This window comes from Collimonas sp. PA-H2 (assembly GCF_002564105.1).
Lineage (GTDB): Bacteria > Pseudomonadota > Gammaproteobacteria > Burkholderiales > Burkholderiaceae_D > Collimonas.
Map to the genome: position 1 here is coordinate 344,327 of NZ_PDBX01000001.1, position 18,087 is coordinate 362,413.

16 protein-coding genes are annotated in these 18,087 nt (G+C 60.9%); 10 read left to right on the plus strand and 6 right to left on the minus strand.

The window, feature by feature from the left end; translation table 11 throughout:
- Nucleotides 1-101 precede the first annotated feature (101 nt).
- Entirely contained in the window at nt 102-323 is a 222-nt protein-coding gene (locus tag BCF11_RS01525; protein ID WP_092398501.1) for a hypothetical protein, read from the plus strand.
- 115 nt (nt 324-438) lie between these two features.
- Here the strand turns inward: BCF11_RS01525 and BCF11_RS01530 are convergent, their stop codons facing one another.
- Together BCF11_RS01530 and BCF11_RS01535 are read right to left on the minus strand one after the other, a co-directional pair.
- Nucleotides 439-687 carry a hypothetical protein gene (locus BCF11_RS01530; protein ID WP_098493186.1) on the minus strand — a complete coding sequence of 83 codons (249 nt, stop codon included), beginning with the start codon at nt 685-687 and terminating at the stop codon, nt 439-441.
- Nucleotides 688-762: 75 nt separating this feature from the next.
- Nucleotides 763-1,464, minus strand: a complete 702-nt coding sequence (locus tag BCF11_RS01535; RefSeq protein WP_158229123.1) for a 4'-phosphopantetheinyl transferase — start codon at nt 1,462-1,464, stop codon at nt 763-765.
- A 590-nt stretch (nt 1,465-2,054) separates the two neighbouring features.
- Between BCF11_RS01535 and BCF11_RS01540 the strand changes: the two genes are divergently transcribed.
- From BCF11_RS01540 to BCF11_RS01570, 7 genes are all read left to right on the plus strand, one after another.
- Nucleotides 2,055-3,740 (plus strand): MFS transporter, encoded by a 1,686-nt coding sequence (locus BCF11_RS01540; protein ID WP_098493188.1) that lies wholly within the window; start codon nt 2,055-2,057, stop codon nt 3,738-3,740.
- Nucleotides 3,741-4,003: 263 nt separating this feature from the next.
- The gene (gene purT, locus BCF11_RS01545) at nt 4,004-5,215 is read left to right on the plus strand and encodes a formate-dependent phosphoribosylglycinamide formyltransferase (protein WP_098497269.1); all 1,212 of its coding nucleotides are present in this window, start codon (nt 4,004-4,006) and stop codon (nt 5,213-5,215) included.
- A gap of 107 nt (nt 5,216-5,322) precedes the next feature.
- On the plus strand, nt 5,323-6,933 hold the full coding sequence (nadB, locus tag BCF11_RS01550; protein ID WP_098493189.1) for an L-aspartate oxidase: 1,611 nt from the start codon (nt 5,323-5,325) through the stop codon (nt 6,931-6,933).
- Nucleotides 6,934-7,039: 106 nt separating this feature from the next.
- Nucleotides 7,040-8,260, plus strand: a complete 1,221-nt coding sequence (locus BCF11_RS01555; protein WP_199110709.1) for an MFS transporter — start codon at nt 7,040-7,042, stop codon at nt 8,258-8,260.
- An 82-nt stretch (nt 8,261-8,342) separates the two neighbouring features.
- The gene (locus BCF11_RS01560) at nt 8,343-9,653 is read left to right on the plus strand and encodes an MFS transporter (protein ID WP_098493191.1); all 1,311 of its coding nucleotides are present in this window, start codon (nt 8,343-8,345) and stop codon (nt 9,651-9,653) included.
- 86 nt (nt 9,654-9,739) lie between these two features.
- The gene (locus BCF11_RS01565) at nt 9,740-11,032 is read left to right on the plus strand and encodes a M20/M25/M40 family metallo-hydrolase (RefSeq protein WP_098493192.1); all 1,293 of its coding nucleotides are present in this window, start codon (nt 9,740-9,742) and stop codon (nt 11,030-11,032) included.
- A 122-nt stretch (nt 11,033-11,154) separates the two neighbouring features.
- On the plus strand, nt 11,155-11,352 hold the full coding sequence (locus BCF11_RS01570) for a hypothetical protein (protein WP_098493193.1): 198 nt from the start codon (nt 11,155-11,157) through the stop codon (nt 11,350-11,352).
- Between the two features lie 45 nt (nt 11,353-11,397).
- Here BCF11_RS01570 and nadC read toward each other — a convergent pair whose 3' ends face one another.
- Both nadC and nadA read right to left on the minus strand, forming a co-directional pair.
- Nucleotides 11,398-12,288 (minus strand): carboxylating nicotinate-nucleotide diphosphorylase, encoded by an 891-nt coding sequence (nadC, locus tag BCF11_RS01575; RefSeq protein WP_098493194.1) that lies wholly within the window; start codon nt 12,286-12,288, stop codon nt 11,398-11,400.
- Nucleotides 12,285-13,436, minus strand: coding sequence for a quinolinate synthase NadA (nadA, locus tag BCF11_RS01580; protein WP_098497270.1), 1,152 nt, complete (start codon nt 13,434-13,436; stop codon nt 12,285-12,287). Before nadA ends, nadC begins: the two co-directional genes overlap by 4 nt.
- Nucleotides 13,437-13,722: 286 nt before the next feature.
- Here nadA and BCF11_RS01585 point away from each other — a divergent pair, with 286 nt between their 5' ends.
- The gene (locus BCF11_RS01585) at nt 13,723-14,313 is read left to right on the plus strand and encodes a hypothetical protein (RefSeq protein WP_098493195.1); all 591 of its coding nucleotides are present in this window, start codon (nt 13,723-13,725) and stop codon (nt 14,311-14,313) included.
- A 92-nt stretch (nt 14,314-14,405) separates the two neighbouring features.
- Here BCF11_RS01585 and BCF11_RS01590 read toward each other — a convergent pair whose 3' ends face one another.
- Together BCF11_RS01590 and bla are read right to left on the minus strand one after the other, a co-directional pair.
- On the minus strand, nt 14,406-16,007 hold the full coding sequence (locus tag BCF11_RS01590; protein ID WP_061942132.1) for an ABC-F family ATPase: 1,602 nt from the start codon (nt 16,005-16,007) through the stop codon (nt 14,406-14,408).
- A 148-nt stretch (nt 16,008-16,155) separates the two neighbouring features.
- A complete protein-coding gene (gene bla, locus BCF11_RS01595; RefSeq protein ID WP_098493196.1) occupies nt 16,156-17,061 on the minus strand; it encodes a class A beta-lactamase in 906 nt (301 codons plus the stop codon).
- Nucleotides 17,062-17,176: 115 nt separating this feature from the next.
- Here bla and BCF11_RS01600 point away from each other — a divergent pair, with 115 nt between their 5' ends.
- Nucleotides 17,177-18,043: a LysR family transcriptional regulator gene (locus BCF11_RS01600; protein WP_098493197.1), complete on the plus strand. Its 867-nt coding sequence runs from the start codon at nt 17,177-17,179 to the stop codon at nt 18,041-18,043.
- Nucleotides 18,044-18,087 lie beyond the last annotated feature (44 nt).

Consider the following 18,087-nt stretch of genomic DNA (forward strand, 5'->3'; position numbering starts at 1 on the left):
GGAGGCGCGACGCAGGATGAATGCATTGATTACTACAACCGTGAAATAAAATCTGGTATCGTTACCGCAGGTATTCCAACCTCGCGCACAAGGAGACATTTATGGATTTAACAGAAAAATTCGACGCCAAAGGCAAAGAAACAGGGAACGCCTATCATGTCGAGTGCTATAAAGACTCGATTGAAAGAGCGACTGCAAACGGCACCGTCGCCTCCCTGCCGGGACGTGAAATCTACAAGCTGGCTGACGGACGGGCGCTGACTCCGTATGCGGAAGGAAAATTTGTGATTGATCAGACCGGTGAAAAAATTGTACGGGTCTAGGCGCCCCCCCGTCTAAGCAGCTTTAGACACCCGCTTTGGCCGACATCATGAAAGCCTGCGAACCGTGAGGACGCAGGCTTTTTCATTGGACCAGCAAGACTGGATTGGAACCGCTCTACGCTCGTCCACCCTCGCGCAGGGTCCGGATCAACAGATCCGCCATGACATTGCCGTCAAACTCGCGGAATCCCCGCTGGTAGACCAGCGCGCCAACCGCTATCAGCCGGTACAGCTCTTCCTCTGTCAGCTTATAGGACAATTTGGCGATTTCATTGGCGAACATCTGTACGATGTCGTCGTCGCTGGTCAGCGGCACCTGGCAACTCGCCCTACCCCACATTTCGATGATCTTGGCTGCCTTCATAAAAACCTCCAGAAGATTTCCAGTATAGATGCCGCACCGCAAATATCCAGTCGCTCGCAGCTATCGATCAGGCTGTCAGAATAGGCAAAGGGTGGCGATGTTATTGCTTGAATAACGGTAGCGGATACAATACTGGCTGCCTTTGACGCACTGCGGCGACAAGCTGCTCAGCAGTCTCAGCATGAGGCTGCCATGCGCCTCATCCAGCTCACACACCTCGACGTCGAGGAAGTCGAAGTAACGACCGACAAACGGATACAGTGCCTTGAACAGGCTTTCCTTTGCCGAGAACACCAGGCTCAGCCAGCGCTCCAGCGCCAAGCCGGCGGCGCTGCCGATGGCCAGTTCGGCTGCTGTCATCAAGTGCTCGACCAGCGGTTGCGCCGCCTCGCGGCTGAGCATGGTTTCGATATCGATGCCCAGGGCGTGCCATTCCTCGCTCGCGGCCGCCACTGCCACGGCCAGGCCGTCGCCATGGCTGACCGAACCGATATAGCCCTGCGGCCAAAGCGGCGCCCGATGCTCGCCGATTGCCAGCGTCTCGGCTCCGGTATAACCTTGTTTTTGCAAGGCCCGCAGCGCACACAAGCGGCCGGCGGCAAACTCGACCTGGCGCTTCAGCACGGCGTTGGCCAGCGAAGCCGGCAGCACGATGCCGGCGGCTTTCAGGCCGGCCAGCTGGCCGCCATCGACGGCATAGCGCAGCCCGGCCTGACTGACTGAGTCGGGCAGTAGCGGTAAACCGGCATCGGTCACAAGGTCTGCGGGAAATGGCATGGTTTTTCGATCAAGGTCTGGGGTTGCGCCGCCGTCGCGCGGATGGTCAGACATTATAGCGCCCGGGTGAATTCGCCCCCGGACACAGCCGCGATAACGCAAAAACCCGCACACCTTGCGGCAGCGGGTTCATTAGGCAACGGAATATCTGGTGCCGGTGATCGAGGCTACCGGCTAACCTGCTGATGGCAAGACACCCTTCGAAAAACACGCATCCGGCTGGGTTCAGCTAAATTCGGCTTTATGAGTGAGCACTAAGTCAACACCTCGCATTTTACGCAGCCAAGATGACAGCGGCATGACGGCGGCATGATCACTATCGCTCCCGGCCCCTGAAGCAGAGACAAAAAAAGGCCCGCGATACCTTGCGGTCACGGGCCGAATCCAAACTCGGGGAGAGTGTAGAAGACGGAGTTATTGTAACTTCGCCGGAAAATCGGCACAGCTGTCAAAGTTGACAGGAGGCAACTAATAATAGTTAGACATTTCTTCCGTGTAAGTTTCTGTAAGTTTCAAGCAAGTCCCGCGTAAGGTTCGGGCCGCACACTCCGGATTAGCTGTACCAAATATAAATATCCTAGGAGACCAGCATGGCTACACTACAACCTACCGCAGGCGGGATTAAACCCGCCAACCGCGGCCTGACCTCAGAGGAGCGCAAGGTTATTTTTGCGTCGTCCCTGGGCACTGTGTTCGAATGGTACGATTTCTACCTGTACGGCTCGCTGGCGGCAATTATCGCCAAACAATTCTTTTCCGGCACCGATCCTAATACCGGCTTCATTTTTGCCCTGCTGGCATTTGCCGCAGGCTTCATCGTGCGGCCGTTTGGCGCGCTGGTATTCGGCCGCCTGGGCGACATGATCGGCCGCAAGTTCACCTTCCTGGTGACCATCCTGATCATGGGCGCCTCGACGTTCATCGTCGGCCTCCTGCCTAATTACGCCTCGATCGGCATCGCCGCGCCTATCATCCTGATCACCCTGCGGATTTTGCAGGGTCTGGCTCTGGGCGGCGAATACGGTGGCGCCGCCACCTATGTCGCCGAACATGCGCCGAACGACAAACGCGGCGCGTTCACCTCCTGGATTCAAACCACCGCGACCTTGGGCCTGTTCCTGTCGCTGCTGGTGATCCTGGGCGTACGCAGCGCCGTTGGCGAAGAAGCGTTTTCAGCCTGGGGCTGGCGTATTCCCTTCCTGGTCTCCGTCATCCTGCTGGCGGTTTCGGTCTGGATCCGCCTGTCGATGAATGAATCGCCGGCGTTTGCCCGCATGAAAGCAGAAGGCAAGACTTCCAAGGCGCCACTGACAGAAGCCTTCGGCCAATGGAAAAACCTGAAGCTGGTGATCCTGGCGCTGATCGGCCTGACCGCCGGCCAGGCTGTGGTCTGGTACACAGGCCAGTTCTATGCCCTGTTCTTCCTGACCCAGTCGCTCAAGGTCGACATGTCGACCGCGAACATCCTGATCGCACTGGCGCTGTTGCTGGGTACGCCGTTCTTCGTGATCTTCGGCACGCTGTCCGACAAGATCGGCCGCAAGCCGATCATCATGGCGGGTTGCCTGATTGCCGCGCTGACCTATTTCCCTATCTTCTCCGGCCTGACTCACTATGCGAATCCTGCGCTGGAAGCAGCGTTGAAAAGCGCGCCGGTGATTGTCACCGCCGATCCAGCCGCCTGCCAGTTCCAGTTCAACCCGACCGGCACCAAGAAATTCACATCGTCCTGCGACATCGCCAAAGCCAAGTTGTCAGCGGCTTCGGTCAACTATGAAAACGTCGTCGGCGAAGCAGGTTCGGTAGCTACTATCAAGATCGGCGACAAGATCCTGACTTCGTACGATGCCAAGGGCCTGTCGAAAGAAGACGCCGCTGCCAAGGACAAGGCTTTCTCGGCCGAACTGTCGGGCGACATCAAGGCAGCCGGCTATCCGACCAAGGCCGATCCGGAACAGATGAACAAGCCGATGGTGCTGTTGCTGCTGTTCATCCTGGTGATCTACGTCACCATGGTGTATGGCCCGATCGCCGCGATGCTGGTTGAAATGTTCCCGACCCGCATCCGCTACACCTCTATGTCGATGCCTTACCACATCGGCAACGGCTGGTTCGGCGGCTTGCTGCCAACCACGGCGTTTGCGCTGGTGGCCTTCAAGGGCGATATCTACTACGGTTTGTGGTATCCGATCGTGATTGCAGCTGCCACCTTCGTCATCGGCATGCTGTTTATCAAGGAAACCAAGGACTACGATATTTACCAAGCCGAGCGCTAATGAAAAATATGGCATATCCTTACGGCTATGCCTGAGCAGCGCAAACGAAGCCGCCGGATGATTCTGGCGGCTTTTTTCATTTTGCCAACTGTCCACGCGCCTCGATTTTTGGTATTGTCAGGCGTTGGCAGCCGATAACCTTGAACTGAACCTGTAGCCCGCCGCTTTTAGATTAGAAACCTCCCTCATACGCCTCATCGCTGCCACCACTCACCTTATCCATGACTATCGCGCTGCTTAACGCCGCGCTCCTCTTTTCCAATATGAAGACACCAACCAGAATCGGTACCCCGCTTTCCCCTTCCGCCACCAAAGTCATGCTGCTGGGCTCCGGCGAACTCGGCAAGGAAGTCATCATCTCGCTGCAGCGCCTGGGCGTTGAAGTGATTGCCGTCGACCGTTACCCGAATGCGCCTGGCCACCAGGTTGCGCATCGCTCGCACGTCATCAACATGGCCGACGGCGCCGCGCTGGAAGCGCTGATCGCGCAAGAACAGCCGGACCTGATCGTGCCGGAAATCGAAGCCATCGCCACCGAAACCCTGGTCGCCCTGGAAGCCGCCGGCAAGGTTAAGGTGATTCCTACCGCGCGCGCCGCCTGGCTGACCATGAACCGCGAAGGCATCCGCCGCCTGGCCGGCGAGACGCTGGCGCTGGCGACTTCGCCTTACCGCTTCGCCAACAACCTGGATGAATTGAAGGCCGCCTGCTCGGCCATCGGCTTTCCATGCGTGATCAAGCCGGTGATGTCGTCTTCCGGCAAAGGCCAGTCGAAGATCGACAGCGCCGCTGAAGTGGAAGCCGCCTGGACCTATGCCGCCGCCGGCGGCCGGGTCGATTCCGGCCGCGTGATTGTCGAGGGCTTCATCGATTTCGATTATGAAATCACCTTGCTGACGGTTCGCGCATTGCAGCAGGACGGCAGCGTCGCCACCCATTTCTGCGAGCCGATCGGCCATATCCAGGTGCAGGGCGACTATGTCGAATCCTGGCAGCCGCACCCGATGCATCCGGAAGCGCTGCTCAAGGCGCGCGATATCGCCAAGAAGGTCACCGACAACCTGGGCGGCCTCGGCCTGTTCGGCGTCGAACTGTTCGTCAAGAACGACATGGTCTGGTTCTCCGAAGTCAGCCCGCGTCCGCACGACACCGGCATGGTCACCATGGCCAGCCAGCAGCAAAGCGAATTCGAACTGCACGCCAAGGCCATCCTCGGCCTGCCGGTCAATGTCGCCTTGCGTACGCCGGCGGCATCGGCAGTCATCTACGGCCAGCACGACGCCAAGGGCATTGCCTTCGAAGGCGTGGCCGATGCGCTGCGCGTGCCGGGCGTGGATATCCGCCTGTTCGGCAAGCCGGAATCGTTCGCACGGCGCCGCATGGGCGTCGCCCTCGCTTGCGCGGACGACGTCGAGACCGCTCGCATCCGCGCCAAACAGGCGGCGGCCAAGGTGAAGCCGGTGATCGCCGGATAAAACCGCATCAGGCAGCACCGCAGTAAAGGATAGGTAATAGATAGAGACATCGCCCCGAGCATCAGCAAGGGGCGATACCCGATGAAAACAATAACCAACAATTCGCCATGAAATTCGATGTCGCCATTATCGGCAGCGGCCTAGCCGGCCTGTCAGTCGCCCTGCACCTCGCCGAGACCAGCAAGGTCGCGGTCATTTCCAAACGCGCCCTGCTGGACGGCGCCAGCAACTGGGCCCAGGGCGGCATCGCCGCCGTGCTCGATTCCGGCGACAGCCACGAAGAACACATCAACGACACGTTGGTGGCCGGCGCCGGCCTGTGCGACGAAAGCGCGACCCGCTTCATCGTCGAAAACGGCAAGGCCGCGATCGAATGGCTGATCGAACAAGGGGTGCCGTTCACGCCCGACGCCAGCGCCGAAATGGGTTTCCACCTGACGCGCGAAGGCGGCCACAGCCAGCGCCGCATCATCCACGCCGCCGACGCCACCGGCCATGCGGTGCAGGTGACACTGGAACAGAAAGTACGCGCGCATCCCAACATCACGCTGCTGGAAGATCATTACGCGATCGACCTGATCACTTCCAAGAAAGTGGCCACCGGCGCAGACGGCAAGAATGCGCCGCGCTGCCTCGGCCTGTACGCCAAGAATGTCAAGACCGGCAAGGTGCTGACGCTGGCCGCCAGCCACACGGTGCTGGCCACCGGCGGCGCCGGCAAGGTCTACCTGTACACCACCAATCCCGACAGCGCCACCGGCGACGGCATCGCCATGGCCTGGCGCGCCGGCTGCCGGGTCGCCAACATGGAATTCATCCAATTCCATCCGACCTGTCTGTACCATCCTTACGCCAAGTCCTTCCTGATCACCGAAGCGATACGCGGCGAAGGCGGCGTGCTGAAACTGCCGGATACCGAAGGCGACGACGCCGGCCTGCGTTTCATGCCAGCGCACGATGCACGGGCCGAACTGGCGCCGCGCGACGTGGTGGCGCGGGCGATCGACTTCGAAATGAAAAAACGCGGCCTCGACCATGTCGACCTCGACATAACCCACAAGTCGCCGGAATTCCTGAAAGAACATTTCCCCACCATCTATGCGCGCTGCCTGGAGCTGGGCATCGACATCACCAAACAGGCGATCCCGGTGGTGCCCGCGGTGCACTTCACCTGCGGCGGCATCGTCACCGACCTCAGCGGCCGTACCGACCTGCCCGGCTTGTATGCGGTCGGCGAGACCGCCTATACCGGCCTGCACGGCGCCAACCGCCTGGCCAGCAATTCGCTGCTGGAATGCGTGGTGATCGGCCGCGCCACCGCCAAGTTCATCGAGCAGCAGGAGAAGCCGGCAGCCGTGCCGCTGCCTGCCTGGGATGAAAGCCGCGTCACCGACGCCGACGAGGAAGTCGTGATCTCCCACAACTGGGACGAACTGCGCCGCTTCATGTGGAATTACGTCGGCATCGTGCGCACCAACAAGCGCCTGGAGCGGGCCCAGCATCGCATCCGCCTGCTCAAGGAAGAAATCGATGAGTACTACGCCCACTTCCGCATCAGCCGCGATTTGCTGGAACTGCGCAACCTGGTGCAGGTGGCGTCGCTGATCGTCGAAAGTGCTTTGTCGCGCCATGAAAGCCGCGGCTTGCACTACAGCCAGGACTATCCGGAAACGCTGGCCAAGGCCCTACCCACCGTGCTGACGCCGCAACGCCACTAGTTCAGGCATCAACCGGCGCGCATGCGAATTGCGCGCCAGGAAACGGAGTGTCGGCTGCCGGCATCGGCACTACACTTCCGTTACCTCAGAAAACCGTAAGAAATTCATGACTTCAAAACTTCCACGCGCCCTGGTCGCCCTTACCTGGTCCAACCTGGCGGCGCAATCGGCCGAGCAACTAAGCCTGGCGGCCACGCCCATCATGGCGGTGCTACTGCTGGGCGCAGGCCCGGGCGAGATCGGCACCCTGGCCGCCGTGCAATCCCTGCCATTCCTGCTGCTGTCGATACCGTTCGGCCTGCTGGCCGACCGCACTTCGCGCAAGCGCCTGATGGTGATCGCCGAGGCGCTGCGCATGCTGGCCTTGCTGGGCGTGCTGGCGGCGCTTCTGTCCAACCATCTGTCGATACCCTTGTTAGCGGTGCTCGGCTTCATCGGCGCAGTCGGCACCGTCGGCTTCAGCGTCGCCGCGCCGGCCATCGTGCCGGCGCTGGTGGAGCGCGAGCATTTGGCGAAAGCCAACGGTCGCCTGGAGCTGGCCCGCAGCGCCGCCTTTGCCGCCGGCCCCGCCCTGGGCGGCGCGCTGACCTCATGGGCCGGCGCCCCGACCGCGTTCGTGCTGGCGGCCATGCTGTCCGGCTCTGCCGTGGTGCTGTTGCTGCAACTGCGCGAACCGCAGCGCGCAGCTGCAGCGCCGCGTCATCCATTGCTCGAACTGCGCGACGGCGCGCACATGGTCTGGCGCGACAATTTGCTGCGGCCGATCCTGCTGACTGCCGTGGCCTGGAACATTTCCTGGTTCGTGCTGCAGGCCGCTTATGTGCCCTATGCAGTGCGCAAGCTCGGCCTCAGCGCCGGCGAAGTGGGCTTGACTCTAGGCGCCTATGGCGTCGGCATGATGCTGGGCGCCCTGCTGACGCCGCGGATCGTAGCAAAGCTGCCGTTCGGCCGTGCGATCCAGCTCGGCCCGGCTGTCTCGGTGCTGGCGGCGCTCACCATGGTGGCGACGCTGGCCGTGCCTAGCGGCGTGCTGGCAGCCTTGTCCTTCTTCCTGTTCGGCGTCGGTCCGATCATCTGGGTGATCACCTCGACCACGTTGCGCCAGACTGTCACGCCTGGCGCCATGCTGGGGCGGGTGTCAGCCATTTTCCTGACCGTCAATACCGGCGCCCGGCCGATCGGCGCCGCACTCGGCGGCCTGGTCGGCGCCCGTTGGGGCGAAGCGGCCTGTCTGGTGCTGGCGCTGGCCGGGTTCGTGGTGCAAGCCTGGATCATCTACGATTCCGAAGTGCGCGTATTGCAAAGGCTGCCGGCGCCGGCGGGGTAAATCGGACAGGCGGCCGCCGCAGCGGTGTCGTTTTCCGCTCATCTCAGCTATGCTTAGGGCGAGACCATCATAAGGAAAAACGATGAATACTGTGTCGCAGCAAATCGCATCCGCCGCCCCGGCAAGCAATAGCGCAAGACGAGTGATCTTTGCCAGCTTCATCGGCACCGCCATCGAATTCTACGATTTCTATGTGTATGCAACCGCTGCCGCGTTAGTCATCGGCCCGGTATTTTTTCCCCACGATTCGCCGACGGCGCAAGCCTTGTCGGCCTTCGTCACTTTCGGCATCGCCTTCATCGCGCGCCCGGTCGGCGCCTTTCTGTTTGGCCACTTCGGCGATCGCATCGGCCGCAAATCGACGCTGGTGCTTTCGCTGCTGGTGATGGGCGTCGCCACCACGCTGATCGGCTTCTTGCCAGGCTACGCTTCGATTGGCGCGCTGGCGCCGGTCCTGCTGTGCGTGCTGCGCTTCGCGCAAGGCATAGGCCTGGGCGGCGAATGGGGCGGCGCGGCGCTGCTGGCAACCGAGTATGCCCCTGCTGGAAAGCGCGGCAGATACGGCATGTTCCCGCAGCTCGGCCCTTCGGTCGGGTTCCTGATGGCGAACGGCCTGTTCCTTGCTCTGGCCTTGAGCTTGTCGGATGAACAGTTCAAAAGCTGGGGCTGGCGCATCCCTTTCATTTTTAGCGCGGTGCTGGTCGTGCTGGGCCTGTATGTGCGGCTGAAGATCGCTGAAACGCCGGTGTTTGCCGCCGCGCTGGAGAAACGCGAGCGCGTCAAGGTGCCGGCCGTCACCCTGTTCCAGCACCACTGGCGTCCGGTGCTGCTGGGCTCGGTGGCAATGATTGTCTGCTACACCTTGTTCTATATTGCGACCGTATTCTCGCTGTCCTACGGCGTTAGCACCCTGCACATCCCGCGCCAGGAATTCCTGGCGCTGCTGTGCCTGGCGGTGGTGTTCATGGCTTTGGCGACACCTTTGTCGGCACTGGCCAGCGACCGCTTCGGCCGGCGTCCGGTGCTGATCGCCGGCACCGTCGCAGCCATCGCAGCGGGCTTTACCATGCAGCCGCTGTTCGGCAGCGGCAATACGGTAGAGATCGCGCTGTTCCTGATCATCTTCCTGTTCCTGATGGGCGTCACCTTCGCGCCCATGGGAGCCTTGCTGCCGGAACTGTTTCCCACCAGCGTACGTTATACCGGCGCCGGCGTGTCATATAACATCGGCGGCATCCTCGGCGCATCTGTTGCGCCCTATATCGCGCAACTGCTGGCGCAGCGTGGCGGCCTCGCTTATGTCGGCGCTTATGTGTCGGTGGCCGCGGCGCTCAGCCTGGCGGCTGTACTGTGCATGCGCGAGACACGCCACGACAATCTGCAGAATGTCTGATGACACTTGAGACAGGAATCGCCGGCTGTTTTTTGCAGTCAATATGATATTATTTAAACAACAAATAACAAGTCGGAGACAAAAACGTGAAACGAACACCCTCTTCCCTGGGAAAAAATCTGCTGGGCGCGCTGGTCTTTTCGACGCTGGCTTGGAGTGCCGGCCTGGCGCAGGCGGCTCCGGTAGCCCCGGTGTACGAGCTGGCGCAAAAAGAAAAGCCGGCGATGATGGATTCCATGCGCGACCTGGTGAACATCGAATCGGGCAGCGGCGACCTCGAGGGCCTGGCCAAGATCGCCAGCCTGATCCGCGATCGCCTGACACAGCTGGGCGGCAAGGCGGAGCTGCTGGACGCGCCTGAAATCTACCGCATGGGCGATACGCCGGAAAAAATCGGACAGATCGTCCATGCCGAGTTCAAAGGTACGGGCAAGCGCAAGATCATGCTGATCGCCCACATGGATACGGTCTACCTGCGCGGCATGCTGAAGGACCAGCAATACCGCGTCGACGGCGACAAAGCCTACGGCCTTGGCATTGCCGACGACAAGCAAGGCGTCGCCACCATCCTGCATACCATCGCGATCCTGCAGAAAATCGGCTTCAAGGATTACGACACCCTGACGGTGCTGATCAATGGCGACGAAGAAATCAGCTCGCCCGGCGGCCGCAGCCTGCATACCAAGCTCGGCGCCGAACAGGATGCGGTATTCTCGTACGAAGGCGGCGGCCCGCAAGGCCAGCTGCGGCTGGCGACCAGCGGCATCGCTGCCGCCTATCTGACGGTCGAGGGAAAATCTTCGCACGCCGGCGCCGCGCCGGAAAAAGGCATCAACGCCTTATACGAACTGTCGCACCAGCTGCTGCAGCTGCGCTCCCTGTCGCAACCGGAGCGCGGCTTGAAACTGAACTGGACCGTGGCCCAGGCCGGCACCAACCGCAACGTAATCCCGGCCAGCGCCAGCGCACAAGCCGATGCCCGCGCCTTGAAGATAAGCGATTTCGACCAGCTACAGACGCAGCTGCAGGAAGGCGTCAAGAAACAGCTGATCCCGGATGCCAAGGTCCACATGAAGTTTGAAATGCGGCGGCCGCCGCTGGAAACCAACGCCGCCTCGCGCGCCGTATCCGCCTATGGCAAGAAGATTTATCAGGAACTCGACCTGCCGATGACCATAGTGGATGTCGCCAGCGGCGGCGGCACCGATGCGGCATTCGCCGGGCTGAAATCGAAAGCCGCGGTGATCGAAGGAATGGGCTTGACCGGCTACGGCGCGCACTCGAACGATGCCGAGTTTGTCTTGCTGAACAGCATTGTTCCGCGTTTGTATTTATCGACGCGGCTGATTATGGATTTTGCGCAAGGTAAAATCCAATAAATCCGTTGGTAAACCGGGTGAGCAGGAGCCTGCCACCCGGCACTATAAGCGAAAGCCTTAAGCTAGCCATTCTCGCCACCGGGATGCTTGATTACACGATAATCTGGCGTTACCATCATTGTATGGAAACCAGAATCATCAAACTTGAAGAGTTTGCAGAAGAAGCCCGCGATCGCCTGGCGCGGATAGAAACTCGCCTGGACCATATGGCCACCAAGGAAGACGTGTCCAAGCTTGAATCCACCCTGCTCAGGTGGTTCATCGGAACCGCCATCTCCCTGACCGCCCTGGCATTCACGGCGGCAAAGCTCATTCATTAAGAATGTGAGATTGAGCCATGCGCCCGCATGGCCCTGCAATCCCGCTTATTCGATGATCCGCAGCGAATAGTCGGTCGCCCGGATATCCTTGGTCAGGCTGCCTATCGAAATCCGGTCGACGCCGGTCTCGGCAATTGCCTTCACGCTATCCATGTTGATGCCGCCGGAAGCTTCCAGCAGCGCCCTGCCGTCGGTCAGCCTGACCGCATCGCGCATGGCGTCGAGGCTGAAATTATCGAGCAGGACCGAGGTGGCGCCGGAACTCAAGGCTTCATCCAGCTGCACCAGGTTTTCCACTTCGACCTGGATCGTGACATCCGCATCCAGACTCAGCGCCGCCTTCATCGCAGCTGGAATGCCGCCGGCTGCCGCAATATGGTTTTCCTTGATCAAGATGCCGTCATACAGCGCCAGCCGCTGGTTGTGGCCGCCGCCGACGCGCACCGCATACTTCTGCGCCAGGCGCAGGCCAGGCATGGTTTTACGCGTATCCAGGATATGCGCGCGGGTATGAGCCACGGCGTTGACGTAAACCCGGGTGGCGCTGGCCACGCCGGAGAACAACTGCAGGAAATTCAAGGCGCAGCGCTCGGCCGTCAGCAAGGCCCGGGCCGGCGCATCGATCAAGCAGACTTCGCTGTCGGCGCTCATCATGTCGCCTTCGGCATAACGCCAGTCGATGCGGATGCGCGCATCGAGCCGCTGCATCACCGCTTCGAACCACGGCGCGCCGCACAGCACTGCGGCTTCGCGCACGATCACGCGCGCCCGCACCATCTGCTGCTCGGGCACCAGCTTGCCGGTAAGGTCGCCGCTGCCGACGTCTTCCGCCAGGGCGATGCTGATATTGCTCTCAAAAGCCGCTTGCAAGGCCGCGTCAAACGGCGCGAAACGATTCACTAAATTGCTGACTGACTGATGGGAAGAAGTACTCATGCGGGTCCGATTCCTGAAAACAGTTTTTGTTCTTGCGCCAGGTCGCTGGACGGGCGCACATTGGCTTTGCGCTGGGCCGCGAAGTCCAGCATGCGGTCGATGCAGACCACCGCCTTGCGGCCGGTTTCGGCATCGACATGGATTTCGTTGCTGCCGGATTCCAGCACGTCGGCCAGGTTCTGCAAGCCGTTCATCGCCATCCACGGGCAGTGCGCGCAGCTCTTGCAGGTGGCGCTGTTGCCGGCGGTGGGCGCATCGATGAAACGCTTGCCCGGCGCTGCCATTTTCATCTTGTGCAGGATGCCGTTGTCGGTGGCGACGATGAACTCGTCGGCATCCAGCGTCTGGGCGGCGGCGATCAGCTGGGTGGTGGAGCCGACCACATCGGCTTGCGCTACCACCGCTGCCGGCGATTCCGGATGCACCAGGATCTTGGCGCGCGGATGCTGCTGGCGCAGCAATTCCAGCTCCACGCTCTTGAATTCGTCATGCACCAGGCAGGAGCCCTGCCACAACAGCATGTCGGCGCCGGTCTTTTTCTGGATGTAACCGCCGAGGTGCTTGTCCGGCGCCCACAGGATCTTTTTGCCCTGCGCATGCAGGTGGGCGACGATGTCGAGCCCGATCGATGATGTCACCATCCAGTCGGCGCGCGCCTTGACGGCGGCGCTGGTGTTGGCGTAGACCACCACGGTGCGGTCCGGATGCTGATCGCAGAACGCCGCAAACTCGTCTGCGGGACAGCCGAGGTCGAGCGAACAGGTGGCGTCCAGGTCCGGCATCAGCACGCGCTTGTGCGGACTCAGGATTTTCGAGGTTTCGCCCATGAACTTGACGCCGGCCACCACCAGCGTCTTGGCCGGGTGGTCGCGGCCGAAGCGGGCCATTTCCAAAGAGTCTGAAACGCAGCCACCTGTTTCTTCTGCCAGGTCCTGCAAATCGGCATCGACGTAATAATGGGCGACCAGCACCGCCTGCTGTTCTTTCAGCAAGCGTTTGATGCGCTCCTTGAGCGCTGTCTTCTGTTCTGGCGTGGGGGTTTCGGGGACGCGAGCCCAGGCATGCGCTGTGCCGCAGGTAACTGAACTGCTGCCTAGCTCCATGTGGGGCCGCTCGAATTCAACGGTTTTGATGGCTTGGGATTGCATAGTGATGGTGGCTGCGGATGAGATGGAAGAGATCGACATGTGCTGCAGTAAAACGTCATGATACGACAGAAGCCGCGGCAAGATATTTTGCGGTAATTTATTCGCGTGGAAATCTGGAGGAGAATTCTACCGCCATCTCTGGAAGATTGCCTCAACATTACCTTATTGCAACTTTGAGTGAACTACCGTACTATTATTTCACAATTGTCAGAGAAGATTGTCACAGAAATATGGCTTGTGAGGCTTCGGGCATATTTCGGACGTATTAGAAGAACACAGGGACATCATGATTATTTTCGACAAGACGGAGCGCGGCCGTACAGAAATAGCAACCCGCGGCCAGACTGTTGCGCCTCGTTTGCGCACACTGCTGTTGCTGGTGGACGGCAAAACCAGCAGCGACGAACTGCTGAGGAAGGTGGCCGGCCTCGGACTGGGCCAGGAACACCTGGAGGAGTTGCTGCAAGCCGGCCTGATCCAGGCCAGCGGCGACGATGGCGCCGCCGCCGTCTCGACTGCGGCAACAGCGACAACAGCGGCAGTCCCGGCCGCGGCTCCCGCGCCTCAGGCTGCAGCCGCGCCCGCCAAGAGCATCGCTCCCGCCGCCCCCATCCCGCTCGAGCAGATACTCCCTCCCGGGCAAACCCAGTTTGAAGCGATCTATCATTTCTATAACGACACCATCAAAAGCATGATCGGCCTGCGCGGCTACGGCCTGCAGCTGAAGGTGGAACGCGCCAGCAGCGTGGAGGACTTCCGCGAACTGCGCCAGGCATACCTGGAGGCGGTGCTCAAGGCCAAGGGCGAAGAAATCGCGCGCAGCCTGCGCGGCCGTCTGGATCAGTTGCTGTACCTGGGCGAACGGCCGCCGCTATAAATCCGCTGCAATGAAAAAAAGCGTGGCAGATAATATCCGCCACGCTTTTTTTGTATCAGGGCGCAGCGCTTGCCGCCCTTGATCCAGGAGATTTATTCAATACCTTGGCTGCTCAGGTAATCCTCGTAAGAACCCTGGAAGTCGACTACTTCGTTTTCCTTGACTTCCAATACCCGCGTCGCCAGCGATGAAACGAACTCGCGGTCGTGCGAAACGAAAATCAGCGTGCCGGCATATTTTTCCAGCGCGATGTTCAGGGATTCGATCGATTCCATGTCCATGTGGTTGGTCGGCTCGTCCAGCAGCAGCACATTGTGGCGGCCCAGCATCAGCTTGCCGTACATCATGCGGCCCTTCTCGCCGCCCGACAGCACCTTGACCGATTTCTTGACGTCATCGCCGCTGAACAGCAAACGGCCAAGGCTGGAACGCACTGCCTGGTCGTCGTCGCCTTCCTGGGTCCACTGACCCATCCAGTCGGTCAGCGTCTTGTCGGTCGCAAAGTCTTCGGTCGGATCTTGCGGCATGTAGCCGACATTGGCGTTTTCCGCCCACTTGACCATGCCGCTGTCGGCATCCAGGCCTGCGATATCGTGGCCGCCGATGCTGCGCAACAGCGTGGTCTTACCCGCGCCGTTGGCGCCGATGATGGCGATTTTTTCGCCGGCTTCCACCATGATGCTGAAATGCTTGAACAGCGGACGGTCATAGGCCTTGCTGATGCCTTGCACTTCCACCGCCAGCCGGTGCAGCTTTTTCTCGCCGTCGAAACGCACGAACGGATTGGCGCGGCTGGATGGCTTGACATCCTCGACCTTGATCTTCTCGATCTGCTTGGCGCGCGAAGTAGCCTGGCGCGCCTTCGACTTGTTGGCCGAGAAGCGGCGCACGAAATCCTGCAGCTCGGCGACCTTGTCCTTGGCCTTGGCATTTACCGACAGTTGCTGCGCGCGGGCTTGCGAGGAAGCCAGCATGTAGTCGTCGTAGTTGCCCGGATAAACTTTCAAGGTGCCGTAGTCCATGTCGGCCATGTGGGTGCACACCTGGTTCAGGAAGTGGCGATCATGGGAAATGATGATCATGGTGGAGTTGCGCTGGTTCAGCACATCTTCCAGCCAGCGGATGGTGTTGATGTCGAGGTTGTTGGTCGGCTCATCCAGCAGCAGGATGTCCGGATTGGAAAACAGCGCCTGCGCCAGCAGCACGCGCAGCTTCCAGCCGGGAGCAACGCTGCTCATCAGGCCCTGGTGCTGTTCGATCGCCACGCCCACGCCCAGCAGCAGTTCGCCGGCGCGCGCTTCCGCGGTATAGCCGTCGTATTCGGCGAACTTGGCTTCCAGGTCGGCCGCCTTCATGTAATCGTCGTCGGTAGCTTCCGGATTGGCGTAGATCGCATCGCGCTCTGCCATCGCCGCCCACATTTCGGTGTGGCCCATCATGACCACGTCCAGCACGCGCATCTCTTCAAACGCAAACTGATCCTGACGCAGCTTGCCCAGGCGCTCGTTCTGGTCCAGCATCACGTTGCCGGCCGACGACTCGAGGTCGCCGCCCAGGATCTTCATGAAGGTGGACTTGCCGCAGCCGTTGGCGCCAATCAGGCCGTAACGGTTGCCATCGCCGAATTTGACGGAAATGTTTTCAAACAGCGGCTTGGGGCCGAACTGCATCGTGATATTTGCGGTGGACAGCATCTAATATGGTTCTTTTCTTAATTGAATCATGGGGTCAGGTAATGTGGCGGCATTATACAGTATCCGCATTTGTGCACCGCATGAGTCCATATAAAACAACGACTTACCGCCACATTTCCCACAATTCAGCCCTGATCGGCGGTAAACGCTAAAGCGCCGGCGCCGCCAGAGATGCCGCCAGCCGCCCGACCTGGGCATGCACCGCATCGCGCGCGGCAGCCGGCGCCGGCGCGCCGGTCAGGTAACTGGCCACCAGCAGCGGCGCACGGCCCGGCGGCAACAGCATGCCGATATCGTTCGCGGTGCCTTGGTCGCCGGTGCCGGTCTTGTCCGCTACCCGCCAGCCGGCTGGCAGCAGTGCGCGCAGGCGTTTGTCGCCGGTCTTGTTTGCCAGCAGCCAGTCCGTCAGCTGCTCGCGCGAACTGGTGGATAAATTCCTCCCAAGCAAGATCTCCCGCAAGCTGGACACCATGGCGCTTGGCGTGGTGGTATCGCGCGGATCGCCCGGAGCGGCCTCGTTCAGATGCGGCTCGATGCGATCCAGGCGGGTCATCTTGTCGCCCGATGCGCGCATATAGGCAGTCAGTTGCGCCGGCCCGCCGAAGCTGTGCAGCAGCAGGTTGGCGGCAGTATTGTCGCTTTGCGTGATGGCGGCCTCGCATAGTTCGGCCACCGTCATGCCGCCGGCGCCGGTATGCTGTTCCGTCACCGGCGAATAGGGCACCAGGTCGGCCTTCTGGTAGCGGATGCGCCGCGCCAGCTGTTCCTTGCCCTGGTCGACACGCTTCAAGACCAGCGCCGACGCCAGCAGCTTGAAGGTGCTGCACATGGGGAAACGTTCGCCGCCGCGATAGGCATAGGTTTGTCCGGAGCCGCTGTCGAAGATGGCGACGCCGAGCCGGCCGCCGCTCTTGGCTTCGATCTGGCGCAGCTGTTCAACGATTGCGTCCGTTGCAGGATTGCTGGTGGCGCCCCAGGATTTCTGTGTATAGGCGCCAATGGCCAGCGCGCCGAATGCCATGCCGATATTGCCGGCGAATTCACGTCGATTCATATTTCCGCTCCTAATTCGATGGACAAGGCGCTCACGATAAGCATTCGCTCACAATCACTCAAGCTACAATATCCTAGTGAAGCCATAAGAAAAATTAGGTCTTTAAGGAAAAATCATGCATCTTCCATTGAATGCGCTGCGCGCTTTTGAAGTCTCGGCGCGCCTGCTCAGCTTTACCCGCGCCGCTTCGGAACTGAACGTCACCCAGGCGGCGATCAGCCAACAAGTGAAAAACCTGGAAGAACGCATGGGGGTCCAGCTGTTCCGCCGGCTGCCGCGCGGCCTGGCGCTGACAGCCGAGGGCATCGCGCTGCTGCCGGTGCTGGCGGAATCCTTCGGTCGCATAGCTTCGGTGCTGGAACAGTTCCAGGACAGCCGCGGCCGCTCGCGCGAGGTATTGACGGTGGGCGCGGTCGGCACCTTCGCGGTCGGCTGGCTGATTCCGCGCCTGCGCGATTTCCAGCAAGCCCACCCGTTCGTCGATTTCCGCCTGTTCACCAACAATAACCGGGTCGATATCGCCGGCGAAGGCCTCGATTATGCGATCCGCTTTGGCGACGGCGCCTGGCACGGCACCGACGCCGAAGCATTGCTGGAGGCGCCGCTGTCGCCGATGTGCTCCCCTGCTCTGGCGCCCTACCTGCGCGAGCCGGCCGACCTCGGCAACCAGATGCTGCTGCGTTCTTATCGCAGCGACGAGTGGGCCATCTGGTTTGCAGCCGCCGGCCAGGCTTGTCCGGTATTGCGAGGCAGTGTGTTCGATTCCTCGCTGACCATGGCGGAAGCCGCGGCCCAGGGCGCCGGCGTAGCGCTGCTGCCGGCGCGCATGTTCGCCCGGGAGTTACAGCAGGGACGGTTGATACGGCCGTTCGAGGTGGAGATAGGCAGCGGCAGCTACTGGCTGACCCGCCTCAAGTCGAAGCAGGTAACGCCGGCCATGCAAGTCTTTCAGGAGTGGCTGCACCACGCGGCAGCCCAGTGACGGCGCCGGCCGCGCTGCCTGTACAGCTGGCCGGTCGCGCTGTT

Coding starts and splice junctions, on each gene's coding strand:
- BCF11_RS01525 (WP_092398501.1), top strand. CDS start 102: ATGGATTTAACAGAAAAATTCGACGCCAAAGGCAAAGAAACAGGGAAC.
- BCF11_RS01530 (WP_098493186.1), bottom strand. CDS start 687: ATGAAGGCAGCCAAGATCATCGAAATGTGGGGTAGGGCGAGTTGCCAG.
- BCF11_RS01535 (WP_158229123.1), bottom strand. CDS start 1,464: ATGCCATTTCCCGCAGACCTTGTGACCGATGCCGGTTTACCGCTACTG.
- BCF11_RS01540 (WP_098493188.1), top strand. CDS start 2,055: ATGGCTACACTACAACCTACCGCAGGCGGGATTAAACCCGCCAACCGC.
- purT (WP_098497269.1), top strand. CDS start 4,004: ATGAAGACACCAACCAGAATCGGTACCCCGCTTTCCCCTTCCGCCACC.
- nadB (WP_098493189.1), top strand. CDS start 5,323: ATGAAATTCGATGTCGCCATTATCGGCAGCGGCCTAGCCGGCCTGTCA.
- BCF11_RS01555 (WP_199110709.1), top strand. CDS start 7,040: ATGACTTCAAAACTTCCACGCGCCCTGGTCGCCCTTACCTGGTCCAAC.
- BCF11_RS01560 (WP_098493191.1), top strand. CDS start 8,343: ATGAATACTGTGTCGCAGCAAATCGCATCCGCCGCCCCGGCAAGCAAT.
- BCF11_RS01570 (WP_098493193.1), top strand. CDS start 11,155: ATGGAAACCAGAATCATCAAACTTGAAGAGTTTGCAGAAGAAGCCCGC.
- nadC (WP_098493194.1), bottom strand. CDS start 12,288: ATGAGTACTTCTTCCCATCAGTCAGTCAGCAATTTAGTGAATCGTTTC.
- nadA (WP_098497270.1), bottom strand. CDS start 13,436: ATGCAATCCCAAGCCATCAAAACCGTTGAATTCGAGCGGCCCCACATG.
- BCF11_RS01585 (WP_098493195.1), top strand. CDS start 13,723: ATGATTATTTTCGACAAGACGGAGCGCGGCCGTACAGAAATAGCAACC.
- BCF11_RS01590 (WP_061942132.1), bottom strand. CDS start 16,007: ATGCTGTCCACCGCAAATATCACGATGCAGTTCGGCCCCAAGCCGCTG.
- bla (WP_098493196.1), bottom strand. CDS start 17,061: ATGAATCGACGTGAATTCGCCGGCAATATCGGCATGGCATTCGGCGCG.
- BCF11_RS01600 (WP_098493197.1), top strand. CDS start 17,177: ATGCATCTTCCATTGAATGCGCTGCGCGCTTTTGAAGTCTCGGCGCGC.